This is a genomic window from Desulfosalsimonas sp. (assembly GCF_046483245.1).
Classification (GTDB): Bacteria; Desulfobacterota; Desulfobacteria; order Desulfobacterales; family Desulfosalsimonadaceae; genus Desulfosalsimonas.
This window is the reverse complement of record NZ_JAWODO010000138.1, coordinates 1-15,995: the sequence shown is the minus strand read 5'-3', so window position 1 is coordinate 15,995 and position 15,995 is coordinate 1. Positions and strand designations below refer to the sequence as shown.

Genomic DNA, 15,995 nt, shown 5'->3' with positions numbered 1-15,995 from the left:
TTCGGCCACAGGGGTTTCTGTTTCTTCGGCCATTTTCTCCTTTTTGACAATGGCACCGGAGGTTTTTCTGGGCTTGTCAAATCCCACTCCGGTGGCGGACAAATCCTCCACCACTTTGTTGCCCTTGATGATCTCGCCAGTATTGAAGTTCATCCGGATCTTTTCGGCCACAACAGCATTGCGCATGGGCGAATTCGGATTGGTCACCTGCAGGCCGGAAATCTCCAGGCCCAGAGGAAAAAGGCTCAGATCGGCATCCGCTACCTCCACCCGGGCGCCCACGGCTTTTGTCCCGGTTTTCTCGATCATGTGCCGGACCGCAAAGTCCACCATAAGCAGCCAGACCGCAGCCCCGAGCGCCACGATGACAAAAAATGCGGCCAGTCCGGGCCATCGGATAAAACGACTCATACGGAACTCCTCCATCCGGAAACGGTTTGATAGGCTGCATAGATCCGCGATCCCTTGACCATCTGGGCCAGGCGGGTTTTTTGAATCCAGGCCAGAAAATGCTGCCTGTAGCGGCGGATCAGAAAATTAAACAGGAAATACAGGGGAACAGCCAGCACCAGTGCAGTCACAAACCCGCCCATGACAATGGTATTGTTAAACCCGGTCAAGCGCCAGAAGCCCGAATCATAGAGCGTGCTCCAGAAACCCTCCAGGACCCCGCCTGACAAAACCGCCATGCCAACAGCGTGCAGCAGGGGATCGATGATAAAGGCCACTGCTGAAAAAACCATCCAACCCAGAATAAACCCGGTGATATTGACCCGCAAAACCAGCACCAAAAAAATCAGAACCAGATGCTGCAGTGTCATCAAGGGCATGAAGGCAAAAAACATGGCCAGACACAAAGCCGCACTGATCTGGCCGGGGTCGGTCTCGGCATTTAAGACTTTCAGCAGCTTTGCCAGCAGAGTTATCATAACTGCGCTCCCTCTTAAAAAAAATATTATCATCAGGTCCAAGGCCGGGCATAACACAAAATACCGGAAGCCAAAGAGTAAATCCGTTCGAATCCATGCCGCTGTTCCGCCTTGAAATAAACAGACTGTATGGTATTTTTAAAGGATAATGGCACCGTAAAAAGTCTGATTTCAGATGGCGCCGTAAAAGGATAATGATACGCTTTTCCGCCATTGTTCAAAACCCGAAAACAGAAAAGCAGGCAGAGCCGAATGATCACCGTCACAGAAGAACTTGCCATCCCGGAAAATGAACTCTGGTTTACCGCCTCCGGCAGCGGGGGGCCGGGGGGACAGCATGTCAACAAAACAAGCTCCAGAATCACCCTGTGGTTTGATGTGGCCGGTTCCCCCAGCCTGGGCCCGGAACAAAAAGAACGCATCCAACAGCGCTTGCCCACGCGCATCAATAAAAACGGCCTGCTCCACATCTCAGCCCAGCGTCACCGCAGCCAGACAGCCAACCGGGAACAGACCATTGAACGCTTTGCACAGCTTCTGGCCGATGCCCTGGAAGAATCCCCGACGCGCAAAAAAACCCGAATTCCGCGGCGAGCGAAAAAACGCCGCCTGGAGAACAAAAAACACCAAGGCCGCAAAAAGCAGCTGCGCACAAAAATCCCCTTTGATGAGCAGTGACCAGTAAAGGGAAATGCAGGCAAATCAACCGGAAACATTTTGTATAAATTGAGCAAACATTTTGTATAAATTGAGCGTTTCATATTTTTAAAATACAAATGGATCTTATCCTTTCAAATGAATTGCTTTTAAAAATCTGAAACGCTCAATTTAGGTCAAATGCAGAGCGCTCCGGAATGCCTTGGTTTTACCGCAAGCCAAAACCCTTTGAAGATCCCGATCACAATGAGTTCCAGCAGCAGGGAAACAAAGAATGCCGCGCCCAGTCCCCATGCAATGGCACGCGGACTCAACGGGACGGTGTAGGAATACTGGTCAAATGTTTCAGCCAAAATCTCATCATTGTGAAAAAACAGCAGATGAAAACCCGCCCGATACCATGGCCCGGACATGGCTGACTGCTGGGCGGAAAGCATTTGGCAGCGCCGGTGAAGCTGTTCCACGCTTTGGGCATCCTGGGCAAAAACCGGGTCCGGGCTTTTTTTGTAATGGGAGATCAACGCTTCGAGGCTGCCGTCAAAATACCGGTCTGCTGTCTGCTGAAACCCGCTGAGGTTTATGCTGATTTCGCGGAAATGGGCATCCACCCGTTTCCGGTACTGATCCATCACCGCCGGAAACTGCACCCCCACCATAAGCGTGCAGGCAAACACCAGTATCCGGAAATACCCCCTTGCCACAAAACTCTCCCTGCTTTATCCTGCAATCCGGCTAAAACCGGTCGCAGGGCATATTGGCCAGAATCCGCTCAACCTCCTCGTCAATGGATTCAACAATGTCCTGTAGGGCAATTTTGACGCCGCAGCCCCTGCAGCGGAAAAAAATCTGGTCTCAGGTACCGGTCAGCCGCAGCGTGGAATGGGTGCATACCGGGCACGGCAGCCTCAAGGAATTAAAAAAGCCCTGCATACTGATTTCCCCGAAAATCCGAAAAGTGAAAAGTTCCCTGAAATCATTTTCTTATAAAAACCGTTGACCTGAAGCGCCCGCCCTGACAATAAAAACGTAAGGTTTTTCTTGAATATATCAGTAAATGTTCAGTGGCGCAATCATCTTCGACATCTGACATACCTTGTTTTTTAACCCATAACAAAAGGGAAACCATCCATGGCCCGGTTTGAAGAACTGGATCCGGAATTTCGGCAGGCCGTGTTTGAGCGGCTTCAAAAACAGGTGCCCTACTGGAATCTGCTGGGGATGGAACTGATGGACCTGAAAAAAGGATGGGCCCGGCTCAGACTGCCGTTTTCCGAAAAACTGGGCAATGCAGGTGGCATCGCCCACGGGGGTGCGATTTTTTCCCTTGCCGATGCTGCTGTGGGAACCGCCCTGACCGGCCTTACCCGCAAAAATGAATCCATCAGTACCATTGAAATGAAAATCAATTACATCAGGCCCTTTTTCTCAGGATGCATTTATGCCGAAGCCGTAATTCTCCACAACGGGCGCAACACTGCCCTGGGTGAGGTGACCGTCACCGATGCGGCAAAAAACCTTGTGGCCAGGGCCATGGCCACTTATTCGGTAATCCGGAAATACTGACCCGGAAAGCAGCGTTTTTCAGGATCCGGGGAAAAAGATAAGTCATTTGCCGATAACCTGTTTAAACACTTGACTTATAAAACTGAATTGTCTATGCAAAAGAAAGTCAAATAATCAAAATTGTTTCAAACAAATCGCAATTAAAGAAAAACAAGGAGCGATCAATGACACAAAAAAAACGCAATCCCAGTTTTGATGCCATGATCAAATTCTTTCTCAAGCAATACAACATTGCTACAAAAACCGAGATCAACCGGCTGACCGCAAAAATCGAGGAACTCGAGAAAACCGTTCGCAAACTCGCCGGCCCCCAAAGCCCCAAGACCCGGCGCAGCAGCGGCAAAACCGCATCCGACCAGGTGCTGAATGTGATCAGCGATATGCCGGAAGGCGCCCGCTTGGCCGATATCAAGTCCAGAACGGATTTTGACGAAAAAAAGCTTAGAAACATCATTTACCGGCTGGGCAAGCAGGGCAAAATCAAGCGCAAGCGCCGCGGCATTTATGTGGCCACATAACCGGCGGCCTGCCCGGATCCGGTCAACTCCCCCCCGGCCCCCCATAACCGATAGAATATTTGCATGCAGTATCTTTACGCTGGCGCAGCAGATATGCTATCGGTTTTTTCGTGCCTGAACAGTTGATGGCACCGTAAAAAGTCTGATTTCAGATGGCGCCGTAAAAGTCCAAGATCAAGGCTTGCGCGATTTTGAAGAATGCAGCGTACTTAGCCGTACGTGAAATTCTGAGAAATTGCGCGTAACGCAGATATTGGACTTTTACGATGCCATCAAAAGCTTTAAACGGAGAAACATATCCATGAAACAAACAGATGATCCCCGAAACCCGGGCCCGAAGCCCGGAGATCAAAAGGGCGGCTTTCGCATTGAAAAGATGATGGAACTGCCCGAGATAAACGGATTTTACTACGAACTCAAGCATCTGCCCACGGGTGCGGCCCACATCCATATCAGTCGGGATGACCCGGAAAACGCCTTTTCCGTGGTTTTTAAAACCGTGCCCGCCGATTCCACTGGCGTGGCCCACATCCTGGAGCACACAGTGCTGTGCGGCTCACGCAATTATCCGGTGCGCGATCCGTTTTTCTCCATGATGAAGCGAAGCTTAAGCACCTTCATGAACGCGCTGACCGCTTCAGACTGGACCATGTACCCCTTTGCCACCCAGAATGAAAAAGACTTCTACAATCTCATGTCCGTTTACCTGGATGCCGCCTTTTTTCCGCGCATTGACGAACTGAGCTTCAAACAGGAAGGCCACCGGCTTGAATTTGAAACCGATCCGGCAGACGGCCAGCAGCACCTGGTTTACAAGGGAGTGGTTTTCAACGAGATGAAAGGGGCCATGTCCTCTCCCGACCAGGTAATGGGCCGGTCCCTGTTAAACGCCCTGTACCCGGATACCACTTACAGCAACAATTCCGGCGGTGATCCGGAACAGATCCCCCAGCTGACCCATGAGCAGTTAAAGGCGTTTCACGCCCGGCATTATCATCCGAGCAACGCCTATTTCTACACCTACGGCAATCTGCCCCTGGCCCGGCACTTGGAATTTATCGAAGACACCGTACTTTGTCAGTTCTCCCCCATTGACCCGGCAACAGCGGTGCCGTCCCAGCCCCGCTGGAGCGAGCCGAAAACCGCCGTGTATTATTACCCAATGGACCCGGAGGAAACCACGGACAAAAAGACCCAGGCATGTGTGGCCTGGCTGACCGCAGACATCCGGGAGGCTTACGAGGTGCTGGTGCTCTCGGTGCTCGAACAGGTGCTGCTTGGAAATCCGGGCGCACCCCTGCGAAAGGCGCTCATGGATTCCCAGCTGGGATCGACATTGAGCGACGGCAGCGGCCTGGATGCCGACAACAAGGACACCCTGTTTGCCTGTGGCCTCAAGGACGTCAATGCCGAAGATGCGGAAAAAATCGAAAAAATCATCTTTGAGGTGCTCTCTGATCTGGCTGAAAACGGAATCGAGCGGCGGCTGGTGGAGTCAGCCATCCATCAGATCGAATTTCACCGAAAAGAGGTCACCAATACGCCGTTTCCCTACGGGCTCAAACTGCTTTTGCGCTTCTGCGGCGACTGGCTCCACCAGGGGCAACCGGATGTGACGCTCCAGTTTGACAGCCTGGTCAGGCGGTTTTTCCAGGAACTGGAGACCACAGATCTTCTGGAAAACCGGATCCGGAAATATTTCATCAACAACCCCCACCGGATGCGCATGACCCTGGAACCGGACCCGGAGCTTTATGAAAAAAAGCGGGCCCGGGAAGAACAACGCCTGGCTGCCATTGAAAAAGACCTCACAGAAGACGACCGCAAAAAGATCCAACAGGATGCGCAAAAGCTGGTGCAGCTCCAGGAAAGCCAGGAGGATCTGTCATGTCTGCCCATGCTTTCCAAAACCGATATTGCCCCGGATATCCGGGTCGTGCACCCCTCCGGGGTGGTTGAAAATCCCCCGGTGGAACTCTATGAACAGCCCAGTTCCGGGATACTGTACTGCAAGTCCGTATTCGGCATCCAGAACCTGGAGCCGGAGTTGATTGACCTGCTGCCGCTTTTCTGCCACGCCATGACCCAGGCCGGCACGGCGGACTACGACTATGTGGAACTGGCACGCAGAATTGACCAATACACAGGCGGGCTGGGTTTTTCCGTGAGCGCTTCGCGCATGTTTTCCCAAAGCAGTGCAACCTGCCTGCCTGTGCTCAATTTTTCAGGCAAATGCCTGTCAAGAAACATTTCCAGCATGTTTGACCTGATCCGGGACCTGGTGAGCCGATATGCCTTTTCTGACATAGACCGGCTCCGGGATCTGCTTCTGGAAGTTCGCGCGGAAATGGAATCCAGCGTGGTGCATAACGGCCACCGGCTGGCCATGTCCCTTGCCGCAAGAAATTTTTCCACAGCCAGCGCCTTGAATGAAACCTGGCACGGAATCCATCAGATCAAAACCATCAAAAACCTCACAGCCGATCTGGACACGGAAAAGTTAAAGACCCTGGCCGCAAACCTGGAGCGGATTGCCAGGACGGTTTTTCATGAAAACAACGTGCGCACAGCCTTAATCGGTGAGCCGGCAGACCTTGAAACCGCACTTCCCCTGGCAAAAGACATCTGCCAAAAAATGCCCCCTGCAGCCGGATGCGGCTTTGAGCCCCCGAATTTGGCCGCAGACCCGGAAATCCCCAGGGAAGGCTGGGCCACGGCCACGGCCGTGTCCTTTGTGGCCAAGGTGGTTGAAACCCGGCCCATGGATCACCCGGACGCGCCGGTACTGGCGGTAATCAGCAAACTGCTCAAATCCATGTTCCTGCACCGGGAGATCCGTGAAAAAGGCGGAGCCTACGGCGGCTTTAGCCTCTACCAGATGGAAAACGGACAGTTTTACTTCGGCTCCTACCGGGATCCCCACATTGTCCGGACCCTGCAGGTCTATGACGCAGCCGCGGACTTTATCACCTCAGGCGACTATGACGGGGAAAACATCGAGGAGGCTGTGCTGCAGGTCTGTGCCGATCTGGACAGGCCCGACCCTCCGGGTCCGGCAGCATTCAAGGCTTTTTACCGAAGGCTCATCGGCCTGTCAGACGAGCTGCGCAGAAATTTCAAGCAAGGGGTGCTCGAGGTGGACCTGGAGCAGGTCAGAAATGCCGCAGACAAGTATTTCAGCACCTCCGGGGCTGATGCTGCAGTGGCGGTGATCTCCAGCCAGGATCTTATCGAGGAGGCAAACCGGCAGCTGGGGGACCGGGCCCTGATCCCTTACCGGATATAGGGGCCCCATTCAAAGGACAACCAAAGGACAACACAGGACGTGGGTCAGTCAGTGCTGCCGGTGGGTGCAAGTATTTCTTTTAAACGTTCTGCGGCTTGTTCTGACAACCCCCCGCCGGCCAGGGCGATTTCAATGGTGTGCCGGCCCAGCAGCCGGTAAAGCTCCAGCCGTGTGGGGGCTTTTTGTCCGATCTCGGCCAGATGCCCTTCCACGGTTTCCACATCGCCCCGGGCAATGGGGCCGGTCAGCGCCCTGGGAATGCCGTTTTTTTCAATGTTGCCCAAAGTGCCGGTCACAAGGGGTTTTAACACTTTCCAGGAATCCGCCGGGGCCACCCCGGAGACCATGATCAGCTGCAGGGAAAGATTCATGAGGGTGACCAGGTAATTGGAAGCGGCCACCGCGGATGCGTGATAAAGCCGTTTGCAGTCGGTCCGGATTTCAAACGGGCTGGCCCCGAGGCTTTCGGCAATCTGCCGGGCTGCGGCCACAGCCGGCTCCTGGCCCTCAACAGCCATCATGATCCCGGCAAAGGGGTTTTGTTCGATGTTTTCATCAGCAAAGCTCTGGAGCGGATGCAGGCTGCCGATTTTCGCACCACAATCGGCAACTGCGGCCAGTTCCGTTGACGGCAGTGCCCCGCTGCAGTGAAGCACCACCGTGTCCTTGCCAACGCCCTTGTATTCGGCGATTTTTTCCGCTGTTTCCCGGATGGCACCATCAGGGGTCGTGATCAGGACGATATCCGCCCCGGGTGTGACATCCCAGGGCTGAACCGAAGCCGGGGCACTGGATCTGGTGGCTTCAGAAGCCCGTTTTGCAGAAGAAAGACTGCGGCTGGCGAATCCCGCAGGCCGATACCCTGCTGCTGCGAGATACCGGGCCATGGCAGTTCCAACCCTTCCGCAGCCCACAGTGGTAAAACTTTTTTTCATATCCCGGCCTCCCTTTTTATCAGGATTTCTGTTGAACCGTAAACTCAATAAAAACCAAAATATTCATTCTCAAGTGCATTTCAAACCACTTCCAAAATTGATGGCACCGTAAAAAGTCTGATTTCAGATGGTGCCGTAAAAAGTTCAAGATCAAGGCTTGCGCAATTTCGAAGAATGCAGAGTACTTAGCCGTACGTGAAATTCTGAGAAATTGCGCGTAACGCAGATATTGGACTTTTACGGCGCCATCAAAATTGCGGGCCGGCAGCGCAACAGCAACCTATCGGTTCTTTTGGATCTCCACGATCATTTTATAAACCCGGCCTTTTGGCATGCGGTATTTGCGTGCAAGCTCTGCTGCAAGCTTTGAAGGAGAAACCGTTTGCCCGGCCAGGGCAGTTTCAATTTCACATTGGATCTCCCGGTCCACTTCCCCGGTATCCCGGCTGTCTTCAGTAAAGCCGGAAACCAGCACGGTGATCTCGCCCTTGATGGATTCGCGCCGGCTGACCTCATCGCGCAATTCGGAAAGGCTGCCGCGTAAAAACTCCTCGTAGCGCTTGGTGATCTCCCGTGCCACCACCGCCGGGCGGTTTCCCAGATAATCGATCAAATCCTGCAAAAGCGCCTCCACCCGCCTCGGAGATTCATAAAAAATCAGAGTCTGCCGGGCACCGGCCAGACGGGTGAGCAGTTCCTGTCGCTGCTTTTTCTTTTTGGGAACAAACCCTGCAAAGCAGAAGCTGTCTACGGCCAGCCCGGATACGGACAAGGCGGCAACCGCGGCGCATGCTCCAGGAATCGGCACCACCTGGATGCCCGCATTCACTGCCGCGGTCACCAGCCGGTAGCCGGGATCCGAAACCATGGGTGTGCCGGCATCCGAAACCAGGGCAAGCTGGCGGCCGGATTCCAGTTTTTGCAACAGAAGCGGAATTCTTTGGGATTCGTTGTGTTCGTGACAGGAAAGCAAGGGGGTTTCAACGGCGTAATGGGCAAGCAGCCTTGCGGTGTGGCGGGTGTCTTCGGCGGCGATAAGATCTGCGTTTTGCAGCACTTCCACGGCCCTGTAGGTCATATCTCCCATGTTGCCGATAGGTGTGGCCACCACGTAAAGTATGCCGCCTGCCGGGTTTGGCCGGGTTGCATTCATGAAGACCTATCCGTAGGCCAGGGCAAAGGCATTGGCAATGATTTCCACCCGGCAGTGTTTTTGCCCGGCATCCACGCACACCACGTCAAAACGCGCCTTTTTGTCGGTCTGGCGTTTCTGCTTGAGATAGCCCAGGGCCACCCTGGAAATCTTCTGCTGCTTTATCCGGTCCACAGCCGCCTTGGAAGGTCCGAAACGGTCCGAGGATCTGGACTTTACTTCCACAAATACGATGGTTTCACCCTGGCGGGCAATCACGTCGATTTCGCCAAAGCAGTTGCGGTAGTTTCGCTCCAGGATCTGATACCCGTTTTTTTTTAAATGGGCAATGGCCAGGGATTCGCCCAGACGCCCGAACTTTTGGGATTCGGTTGCCATCTCAGGCGCTTCCTGAAAAACCGGTAAAGCAGGCGGTTTTTTCCGGATTTGGGCGGAAATACCGGTGATTGTGGCGGCTCACCCCTTTAAAGCTGCGGCGGTGAATGGGGCACCACCCGTGCTCTTCCAGTGCCCGGACATGGGCCCGGGTGGGATAGCCCTTGTGGCCGGAAAACCCATACTCCGGATAATCCAGGCTGTATCTTTCCATGATCCGGTCACGGGTGACCTTGGCCACAATCGAGGCCGCGGCAACGGAAATGCTGCGCAAATCCCCCTTGACAATGGTCTGCTGGTAAATTTCTGCGCCAATGGGCCACTGGCCGTCAATCAGCAGGCAATCGGGTTCGGGGCAAAGATTGTCCACAGCCATGGACATGGCCTGAAGCGAGGCCTGCAAAATGTTGATCCGGTCGATTTCAACAGGGTCCACAATGCCGATGCCAACGGCCCTTGCATTTGCGTAAATCTCGTCGTGAAGCCGCAGCCGGACCCTGGGAGAAAGCCGCTTGGAATCGGTAATGCCGGTAACGGCAAAATCGTCTGAAAGCATCACCGCTGCCGCAACCACCGGGCCGGCCAGGGGGCCGCGGCCCACCTCGTCGATTCCGGCAATACGACAATATCCCTGACTTTGCGCCTGGTGTTCGAATTGCCGGATCGATTCAGCCATGGACAATTTCCTGAAAGTACTTATTTGCGGCGCAGCTTCATTCGTGCCGCCTTTTCCTTCAGCCCCCGCAGGTAATAAATCTTGGAGCGGCGCACCCGTCCTTTTTCCACCACTTCCACCCGTTCCAGGGCCGGGGAATGCAAGGGAAAAATTCGTTCCACGCCAATGCCGTAAGACACTTTTCGTACCGTGAAACTGGCGTTGGTCGTGCCCTTTTTCATAGCAATGACCACGCCCTGGAAAACCTGGATCCGCTCTTTTTCTCCTTCCCGGATCCGGACGTGCACCTTTACCGTATCCCCGGGCTCAAACCCGGTGATATCCATTCTAAGCTGTTCTCTTTCAATCTGTTTGATCGCGTCCATAATCGCCTCGCAATAGGGTTTGTCAGACCCGCCGGAAAAGGGCCGGGACCTGAAACGGTTAAATTCTGATCTTTAAAATTGATGGTTTCGTAAAAACCAAGTTTTCAGATGGCGCCGTAAAAACTTCAAGATCAAGGCTTGCGCGATTGCCGAAGAATGCAGCGTACTTATACGTACGTGAAATTCTGAGGAATCGCGCGTAACGCAGATATTGAACTTTTTACGGCGCCATCAAAATTCGCGGCCCAGAAGCCGGTCAAGCATTATGGCGGCTGCCGAGCGCACGGAAAGATGGTTATACCCCGATCCGGTTGAAATCGGCGCCAGCCGAAAATCCGCCTCATCCATAAATTCAGCCGTCAGCCCCCAGGCCGTGCCCAGGGCCAGTACCCAGGCGGCATCTTGTTTGGCCAGGGCCCGGCTGAGTTCCGGGTATCCGGTCTGGTCCGGGCTATCTACCGCACTGGTGGCCACCACCCGTACGGGCAGATCCTCCTGCCGGCAGATCTCTGTTGTAACCTGGTTTAAGCTTTCCCGGATACGGATCAAAGCCAGGGCCCGGCTGCGGTCCGGGTTGTACACAGCGCCCGCGCCGTCTGTCCAGTGGCCGATGATCTTTCGGGCAAAAGCCTGCTGATCCGCCAGGGGGGTAATCACATAAAATCCGCTCACCCCGTATGTTCGGGCGGCCCTGGCGATATCATGGAGATCAATGCTGGTAATCGCCGAGGCAATGGTGCTGCCGTCCTTGCTCCTGACCGGATGATGCAGCAGGGCCAGGTAAAGCTTAATCCGATGCAAGGGCTTCAAGTCGGCGGCACCATTTTTGAACAATCTTTTTTTCCGGCTCTGTCAGCCCCGTCTGCTCCAGTAAATCCGGGCGCCTTAAAATTGTGCGCAGCAACGCCGATTCCCTGCGCCATTCCTCTATGGCCCGGTGATTGCCCGAAAGCAAAACCCCGGGCACCTCCTTTTGACAAAAAGCCCCGGGCCGTGTGTAATGTGCGTGCTCCAGGCGGCTGGCCGAGAAGGAATCGCACTCTGCAGCATCCTCTGCTCCCAGCACGCCGGGGATATGCCGGATCACCGCATCCATGACCACCATTGCAGGCAGTTCTCCGCCTGTTAATACATAATCGCCAATGGAGATCTCGTCATCGACATATGCCTCGCAAATCCGTTCATCCAGTCCTTCATACCGTCCGCAGACAAAAATCATCTCTCTACAGGCCGCATACTGCCGGGCCGTTTCCTGATCAAAGCGCCGGCCCTGAGGGGTGAGCAGCACCACCGGGGCTTCGGGCAATTCGGATTTGGCGCTTTGAATGGCCGCGGCCAGGGGTTCGGGCTTCATGACCATTCCCGAGCCGCCGCCATAGGGCCGGTCGTCTGTTACCCTGTGCCGGCCTTCTGCAAAATCGCGGATATTAACGGGCTCCAGACGAATTTTGCCGCTTTCCACTGCCCTGCGCATGATCCCGTGGCCGGCAAATGCATCAAACATTTCGGGAAAGATCGTCAATACGCAAAACCTCATCTTTCCCGCAATCCTTTCCATCGCTATCTTCGGCCCTGCGGATTTTGCGCTCCCCGGTTAAAGCCCCTCGGGAAGATCCACGACCATTTTGCCGTCTTCCAGGTTAATTTCCCGCACAACTTGTTCAATGGCCGGAATCAGCCGCTCGTTTTGCCCGTGTCTGACCACGAAAACATCATTGCTGCCGGTTTCAATCATGGATTCCACCCGGCCCAGAAATCCGCCGCCGGTTTCGTAAACCGCCAGCCCGATCAGATCACACCAGTACCATGTATCCGGCTCTGCAGGCGGCAGGGCGGATCGGGGCATAAAAAGGGATGCGCCGGAAACGGCCTCTGCGCTGCTTCGATCGCCAACCCCTGCAAATCCGATGAGCAGGCCGTTTTTATGGGAACGGGCCGTCTCTATGCTGTATTCAGCAGGCTGCTGATCCGGGGCTTCAACAATTACCCGGGATCCGGGCTGCAGGTGGAGTTGTTGGTCCACATATGCAGAAACCCGGACCTCCCCGCGAATACCGTGAGGTCGGAAAATTTTTCCGATCAAAAGAAGCTTGTCCGGGTCCATGTGCAGACGGCTTTGATTATTCCTCAATAATCTCAAGAACTGTACGCTTCTTGACCTTTGCCGAAGCGGCATTCAATATTGTCCGCATGGCCCGGGCAGTCCGCCCCTGCTTTCCGATCACTTTTCCCAGATCCTCCTTGGCCACTTTGAGCTCGAGGACCGCTGTCTGGCCGCCTTCCACCTCGGTCACGGTCACTTCATCAGGATTGTCCACAAGCGCCTTTGCGATGTACGTGATCAGCTCTTTCATTTGACCCCTCTCCTTCATAGAATGGCTGCTGGAATGTTGGGATTCGCGGACAAGCTATTTTTTATGCTGATTTTACTCCTTCATAAAAACCCTTTTGCTTTAAAAGGCTGTTGACGGTGTCGGTGGGGATGGCACCGTTATCCATCCAATGGGCAATCCTATCGTTGTTCAGCGTCACTTCGTGGGGATCCACCATGGGGTTGTAGGTGCCCACGGTTTCCAGAAACCGGCCGTCTCTGGGATAGCGGCCGTCTGCCACGACAATGCGGTAAAACGGTTTCTTTTTCGCACCATGCCTGGACAATCTGATTTTTACTGACATTTTTCTGCCTTCCTTGTTAAAACGGCATCATGTTCCGGGTCATTGCCCGCATGCCGCCCTTGTTGAATTTCTTCATCATCTTGAGCACCTGGGAGTAGTTTTTCAGGAGCTTGTTAACATCCTGAACTTTCGTCCCGCTTCCCTTGGCAATCCGTTTTCTTCTGCTTCCGTTGACGATATTGTGGTTGCGCCGCTCGGCCGGAGTCATGGAGTTGATGATGGCCTCGATGCGCACCAGTTCCCGCTCGTCAACGTCTAACTTGTTTAACTGCTTGCTCTTGTTTGCACCCGGAATCATCTTGATCAGGTCATTGAGCGATCCCATCTTTCTGACCTGGGTCATCTGGTCCCGGAAATCCTCCAGGGTGAACTGGTTTTTCCGGAGTTTCTTTTCCAGGTCAGCGGCTTTTTTCTCATCCACCGCATCCTGGGCCTTTTCAATAAAGGAGAGCATATCGCCCATGCCCAGGATCCGCGATGCCATCCGTTCCGGGTGAAACTCTTCCAGGGCATTGGTTTTCTCACCGACACCGATAAACTTCACCGGCTTGCCGGTAACCGCCTTAATGGACAAGGCCGCCCCGCCCCTGGCGTCGCCGTCCATCTTGGTGAGCACGATGCCGCCGAGATCCAGGGCCTGGTCAAATGACTCGGCCATGTTGACCGCATCCTGACCGGTCATGGCATCGGCGATCAGCAGGATATCCGAGGGTTCGATGGCTTTCTGGATCCGGGAAAGCTCGTTCATCAATTCCGAATCCACGTGCAGCCGGCCCGCAGTATCCAGGACCAGCGTGTCACAGCCTTCAGACGGCGCCTTTTGCCGGGCTTTCTGCGCGATTTCCACCGGATCCATATCCGGGCTGGAATCATATACCGGCACTGACAGCTGCTCGCCGAGCTTTTTGAGCTGATCAATGGCTGCCGGGCGATAGACGTCCAGAGGCACCAGATACGGTTTTTTGCCGTTTTTGCGCAGGTGAACCGCAAGCTTTCCGGCCGTGGTGGTCTTGCCCGAACCCTGGAGCCCGACGAGCATCACGGCCTGGGGCATGGCCCCGGAAAGATTGAGCGCTTCGTTTTCCGATCCCATCAGGGCGATCAATTCTTCATTAACGATCTTGATGACCTGCTGGGCCGGTGTCAGACTTTCCAGCACCTCCTGGCCGATGGCCCGCGCCCGGATATCTGCGATCAACTGCTTGACCACCCGGTAATGCGCATCAGCCTCCAGCAGGGCCATGCGCACTTCCCGCAAGCCCTCGTCAATATTTTTCTCCGAGAGCTTGCCGTGACCTTTGAGTTTTTTAAAAACCGAATTGAGCTTGTCGCTTAAATTGTCAAACATAGAGCTGATTCTCGTATCGCCGCAAAAATGAATCCGTTGAAATTAATATTTACATCCCGGAATGTCAAGTATAATAATATGTTTTCCAATGCCCGGAAAAACCGGATTTCTTTTAATTTATAATACATCCGAACCCGTTATGATTCAACCCCGAAAACGCGATAAAAAACCCGATATCCGCAATATCTCCCGAAACGAGCTGATTGCGTTTTTTGCCGGCCACGGCATGCGCAGCTTCCGGGCGGACCAGGCCCTGCAGTGGCTTTATGCCCGGCGGGTGCAACGCTTTGAGGATATGACCAACCTGGCAAAAGATGCCCGGACCTTGTTGGCCGATCATTTCACCATACCCCGCCCTGAGGTGCGCAATGTGCAGGTTGCCGAAGACGGCACATGCAAATTTCTGTTTGGCCTGAATGACGGCAATTGCGTGGAATCTGTGCTGATCCCGGAAAAAGACCACTACACTCTCTGTCTTTCCACCCAGGTGGGATGCGCCATGGGGTGCGCCTTTTGTATGACCGGCAAAACCGGTTTGATCCGCAACCTGAGCCGGGCCGAGATTATCGGCCAGGTCATTTCATGCCAGGACGAGGCTTCGGCCCGGGGGGGTATGCGTCTGTCCAACCTCGTGCTCATGGGCATGGGAGAGCCCCTGGCCAATTATGATAACGTAGTGGGGGCCCTGGGGGTGATCACCAACAGCGACTGGGGGCTGAAATTCTCCACCCGGCGGGTGACCCTATCCACGGCCGGCCTGGCCGACCGGTTTGCCGATCTGGCCAGAGATACCCGTGTGCGGCTGGCCGTGTCCCTGAACGCAGCAGACAACACCACGCGCAGCCGGCTAATGCCCGTAAACAACAAAATCCCCATTGAACGGCTCATTGATGCCTGCGCCCGTTATCCCCTGGCCCCGCGGGACAAAATTACTTTTGAATATATCTTGATAAAAGGAATCAACGATTCGGAAAAACAAGCAAGACAGCTTGCAAAACGGCTTCGGTCCGTTCGGGCCAAAATCAATCTTATCCCGTTTAACCCGCATCCGGATACACCGTTTCAGCGTCCGGACAACGCAGCCATAGAGGCCTTTCAGTCCATTCTCATAAAAAACAACTACACCGCCATTATCCGCTGGAGCAAGGGTTCAGACATTGATGCCGCCTGCGGCCAGCTCAGCGGCGCACACCGGTCAACTGTTTCTGACGGCAGTGGTGACCAATAGCGGCCGCCCGCGCATGGCGGCCTTGTTGATTTTTAAAATGCAGAACTTTTAAGGCAGGAAAAATTGCTCGCGGCAAATGTTTTTATTGACAAACGCTTTTTTCCCCGTTAATTTAACATAACATATTCGATTTGTATTCGGATATGGTACAAAGTTGGGTCCAGCAATTCGGGGTATGCGATTTTATTTCAGCAAACCCTTCCGAAGCAGCGCCTGAAAGGATATCTTAGAAATGTTGGGCACAAAAAAAATGTTAGGTGGACAGGTAGATGATATCAGCTGGAAA

The 15,995-nt window shown here is 54.0% G+C and carries 20 protein-coding genes; 5 read left to right on the top strand and 15 right to left on the bottom strand.

Features of this window, described 5'->3' with window-relative positions; genetic code table 11:
* Positions 1-411 (bottom strand): hypothetical protein (locus R6U41_RS11915; protein ID WP_410270055.1); only part of this gene is annotated, 411 nt, incomplete at its 3' end.
* Positions 408-929 carry a TIGR03546 family protein gene (locus R6U41_RS11910; protein ID WP_410270054.1) on the bottom strand — a complete coding sequence of 174 codons (522 nt, stop codon included), beginning with the start codon at positions 927-929 and terminating at the stop codon, positions 408-410. The genes R6U41_RS11910 and R6U41_RS11915, both read right to left, overlap by 4 nt.
* 252 nt (positions 930-1,181) lie before the next feature.
* Between R6U41_RS11910 and arfB the strand changes: the two genes are divergently transcribed.
* Positions 1,182-1,607: an alternative ribosome rescue aminoacyl-tRNA hydrolase ArfB gene (gene arfB / locus R6U41_RS11905; RefSeq protein ID WP_410270053.1), complete on the top strand. Its 426-nt coding sequence runs from the start codon at positions 1,182-1,184 to the stop codon at positions 1,605-1,607.
* Positions 1,608-1,762: 155 nt separating this feature from the next.
* On the opposite strand, the gene R6U41_RS11900 is transcribed toward arfB, so the two are convergent.
* A complete protein-coding gene (locus R6U41_RS11900; RefSeq protein WP_410270052.1) occupies positions 1,763-2,287 on the bottom strand; it encodes a DUF2937 family protein in 525 nt (174 codons plus the stop codon).
* Positions 2,288-2,318: 31 nt separating this feature from the next.
* Positions 2,319-2,432: a hypothetical protein gene (locus R6U41_RS11895; RefSeq protein ID WP_353740029.1), complete on the bottom strand. Its 114-nt coding sequence runs from the start codon at positions 2,430-2,432 to the stop codon at positions 2,319-2,321.
* A gap of 282 nt (positions 2,433-2,714) precedes the next feature.
* On the opposite strand from R6U41_RS11895, the gene R6U41_RS11890 reads away from it, so the two are divergent.
* The 3 genes from R6U41_RS11890 to R6U41_RS11880 all read left to right on the top strand — a co-directional run bounded on the left by R6U41_RS11890 (position 2,715) and on the right by R6U41_RS11880 (position 6,953).
* Complete coding sequence (locus R6U41_RS11890; protein ID WP_410270051.1) at positions 2,715-3,149, top strand: PaaI family thioesterase; 435 nt, start codon at positions 2,715-2,717, stop codon at positions 3,147-3,149.
* A gap of 164 nt (positions 3,150-3,313) precedes the next feature.
* Entirely contained in the window at positions 3,314-3,667 is a 354-nt protein-coding gene (locus tag R6U41_RS11885) for a hypothetical protein (protein ID WP_410270050.1), read from the top strand.
* Between the two features lie 301 nt (positions 3,668-3,968).
* On the top strand, positions 3,969-6,953 hold the full coding sequence (locus tag R6U41_RS11880) for an insulinase family protein (RefSeq protein ID WP_410270049.1): 2,985 nt from the start codon (positions 3,969-3,971) through the stop codon (positions 6,951-6,953).
* A 44-nt stretch (positions 6,954-6,997) separates the two neighbouring features.
* On the opposite strand, the gene R6U41_RS11875 is transcribed toward R6U41_RS11880, so the two are convergent.
* The 11 genes from R6U41_RS11875 to ffh form a co-directional block, all read right to left on the bottom strand.
* The gene (locus R6U41_RS11875) at positions 6,998-7,888 is read right to left on the bottom strand and encodes a Rossmann-like and DUF2520 domain-containing protein (protein WP_410270048.1); all 891 of its coding nucleotides are present in this window, start codon (positions 7,886-7,888) and stop codon (positions 6,998-7,000) included.
* A 280-nt stretch (positions 7,889-8,168) separates the two neighbouring features.
* Positions 8,169-9,041 (bottom strand): 16S rRNA (cytidine(1402)-2'-O)-methyltransferase, encoded by an 873-nt coding sequence (rsmI, locus tag R6U41_RS11870; protein WP_410270047.1) that lies wholly within the window; start codon positions 9,039-9,041, stop codon positions 8,169-8,171.
* 6 nt (positions 9,042-9,047) lie between these two features.
* Positions 9,048-9,419 carry a YraN family protein gene (locus R6U41_RS11865; RefSeq protein ID WP_410270046.1) on the bottom strand — a complete coding sequence of 124 codons (372 nt, stop codon included), beginning with the start codon at positions 9,417-9,419 and terminating at the stop codon, positions 9,048-9,050.
* Position 9,420: 1 nt separating this feature from the next.
* Positions 9,421-10,092, bottom strand: coding sequence for a ribonuclease HII (locus R6U41_RS11860; RefSeq protein WP_410270045.1), 672 nt, complete (start codon positions 10,090-10,092; stop codon positions 9,421-9,423).
* A gap of 20 nt (positions 10,093-10,112) precedes the next feature.
* Positions 10,113-10,460 carry a 50S ribosomal protein L19 gene (gene rplS, locus R6U41_RS11855; protein ID WP_410270056.1) on the bottom strand — a complete coding sequence of 116 codons (348 nt, stop codon included), beginning with the start codon at positions 10,458-10,460 and terminating at the stop codon, positions 10,113-10,115.
* A gap of 228 nt (positions 10,461-10,688) precedes the next feature.
* The gene (locus R6U41_RS11850) at positions 10,689-11,267 is read right to left on the bottom strand and encodes an RNA methyltransferase (RefSeq protein ID WP_410270044.1); all 579 of its coding nucleotides are present in this window, start codon (positions 11,265-11,267) and stop codon (positions 10,689-10,691) included.
* Positions 11,245-11,994 (bottom strand): tRNA (guanosine(37)-N1)-methyltransferase TrmD, encoded by a 750-nt coding sequence (trmD, locus tag R6U41_RS11845; protein WP_410270043.1) that lies wholly within the window; start codon positions 11,992-11,994, stop codon positions 11,245-11,247. Before trmD ends, R6U41_RS11850 begins: the two co-directional genes overlap by 23 nt.
* A gap of 57 nt (positions 11,995-12,051) precedes the next feature.
* Complete coding sequence (gene rimM / locus R6U41_RS11840; protein ID WP_410270042.1) at positions 12,052-12,561, bottom strand: ribosome maturation factor RimM; 510 nt, start codon at positions 12,559-12,561, stop codon at positions 12,052-12,054.
* 16 nt (positions 12,562-12,577) lie between these two features.
* Entirely contained in the window at positions 12,578-12,811 is a 234-nt protein-coding gene (locus R6U41_RS11835) for a KH domain-containing protein (RefSeq protein ID WP_181551094.1), read from the bottom strand.
* Positions 12,812-12,872: 61 nt separating this feature from the next.
* Positions 12,873-13,133, bottom strand: coding sequence for a 30S ribosomal protein S16 (gene rpsP / locus R6U41_RS11830; RefSeq protein ID WP_410270041.1), 261 nt, complete (start codon positions 13,131-13,133; stop codon positions 12,873-12,875).
* A 16-nt stretch (positions 13,134-13,149) separates the two neighbouring features.
* On the bottom strand, positions 13,150-14,481 hold the full coding sequence (ffh, locus tag R6U41_RS11825) for a signal recognition particle protein (protein ID WP_410270040.1): 1,332 nt from the start codon (positions 14,479-14,481) through the stop codon (positions 13,150-13,152).
* A gap of 139 nt (positions 14,482-14,620) precedes the next feature.
* Between ffh and rlmN the strand changes: the two genes are divergently transcribed.
* Entirely contained in the window at positions 14,621-15,709 is a 1,089-nt protein-coding gene (rlmN, locus tag R6U41_RS11820) for a 23S rRNA (adenine(2503)-C(2))-methyltransferase RlmN (protein ID WP_410270039.1), read from the top strand.
* Positions 15,710-15,995: the final 286 nt, after the last annotated feature.

What these genes read in the sequence shown, in the direction of transcription:
- R6U41_RS11890 (WP_410270051.1), top strand. Translation starts at nt 2,715, where the DNA reads ATGGCCCGGTTTGAAGAACTGGATCCGGAATTTCGGCAGGCCGTGTTT.
- R6U41_RS11885 (WP_410270050.1), top strand. Translation starts at nt 3,314, where the DNA reads ATGACACAAAAAAAACGCAATCCCAGTTTTGATGCCATGATCAAATTC.
- trmD (WP_410270043.1), bottom strand. Translation starts at nt 11,994, where the DNA reads ATGAGGTTTTGCGTATTGACGATCTTTCCCGAAATGTTTGATGCATTT.
- rlmN (WP_410270039.1), top strand. Translation starts at nt 14,621, where the DNA reads ATGATTCAACCCCGAAAACGCGATAAAAAACCCGATATCCGCAATATC.
- R6U41_RS11875 (WP_410270048.1), bottom strand. Translation starts at nt 7,888, where the DNA reads ATGAAAAAAAGTTTTACCACTGTGGGCTGCGGAAGGGTTGGAACTGCC.
- R6U41_RS11910 (WP_410270054.1), bottom strand. Translation starts at nt 929, where the DNA reads ATGATAACTCTGCTGGCAAAGCTGCTGAAAGTCTTAAATGCCGAGACC.
- R6U41_RS11835 (WP_181551094.1), bottom strand. Translation starts at nt 12,811, where the DNA reads ATGAAAGAGCTGATCACGTACATCGCAAAGGCGCTTGTGGACAATCCT.
- R6U41_RS11880 (WP_410270049.1), top strand. Translation starts at nt 3,969, where the DNA reads ATGAAACAAACAGATGATCCCCGAAACCCGGGCCCGAAGCCCGGAGAT.
- R6U41_RS11865 (WP_410270046.1), bottom strand. Translation starts at nt 9,419, where the DNA reads ATGGCAACCGAATCCCAAAAGTTCGGGCGTCTGGGCGAATCCCTGGCC.
- R6U41_RS11860 (WP_410270045.1), bottom strand. Translation starts at nt 10,092, where the DNA reads ATGGCTGAATCGATCCGGCAATTCGAACACCAGGCGCAAAGTCAGGGA.
- rimM (WP_410270042.1), bottom strand. Translation starts at nt 12,561, where the DNA reads ATGGACCCGGACAAGCTTCTTTTGATCGGAAAAATTTTCCGACCTCAC.
- rpsP (WP_410270041.1), bottom strand. Translation starts at nt 13,133, where the DNA reads ATGTCAGTAAAAATCAGATTGTCCAGGCATGGTGCGAAAAAGAAACCG.
- arfB (WP_410270053.1), top strand. Translation starts at nt 1,182, where the DNA reads ATGATCACCGTCACAGAAGAACTTGCCATCCCGGAAAATGAACTCTGG.
- ffh (WP_410270040.1), bottom strand. Translation starts at nt 14,481, where the DNA reads ATGTTTGACAATTTAAGCGACAAGCTCAATTCGGTTTTTAAAAAACTC.
- rsmI (WP_410270047.1), bottom strand. Translation starts at nt 9,041, where the DNA reads ATGAATGCAACCCGGCCAAACCCGGCAGGCGGCATACTTTACGTGGTG.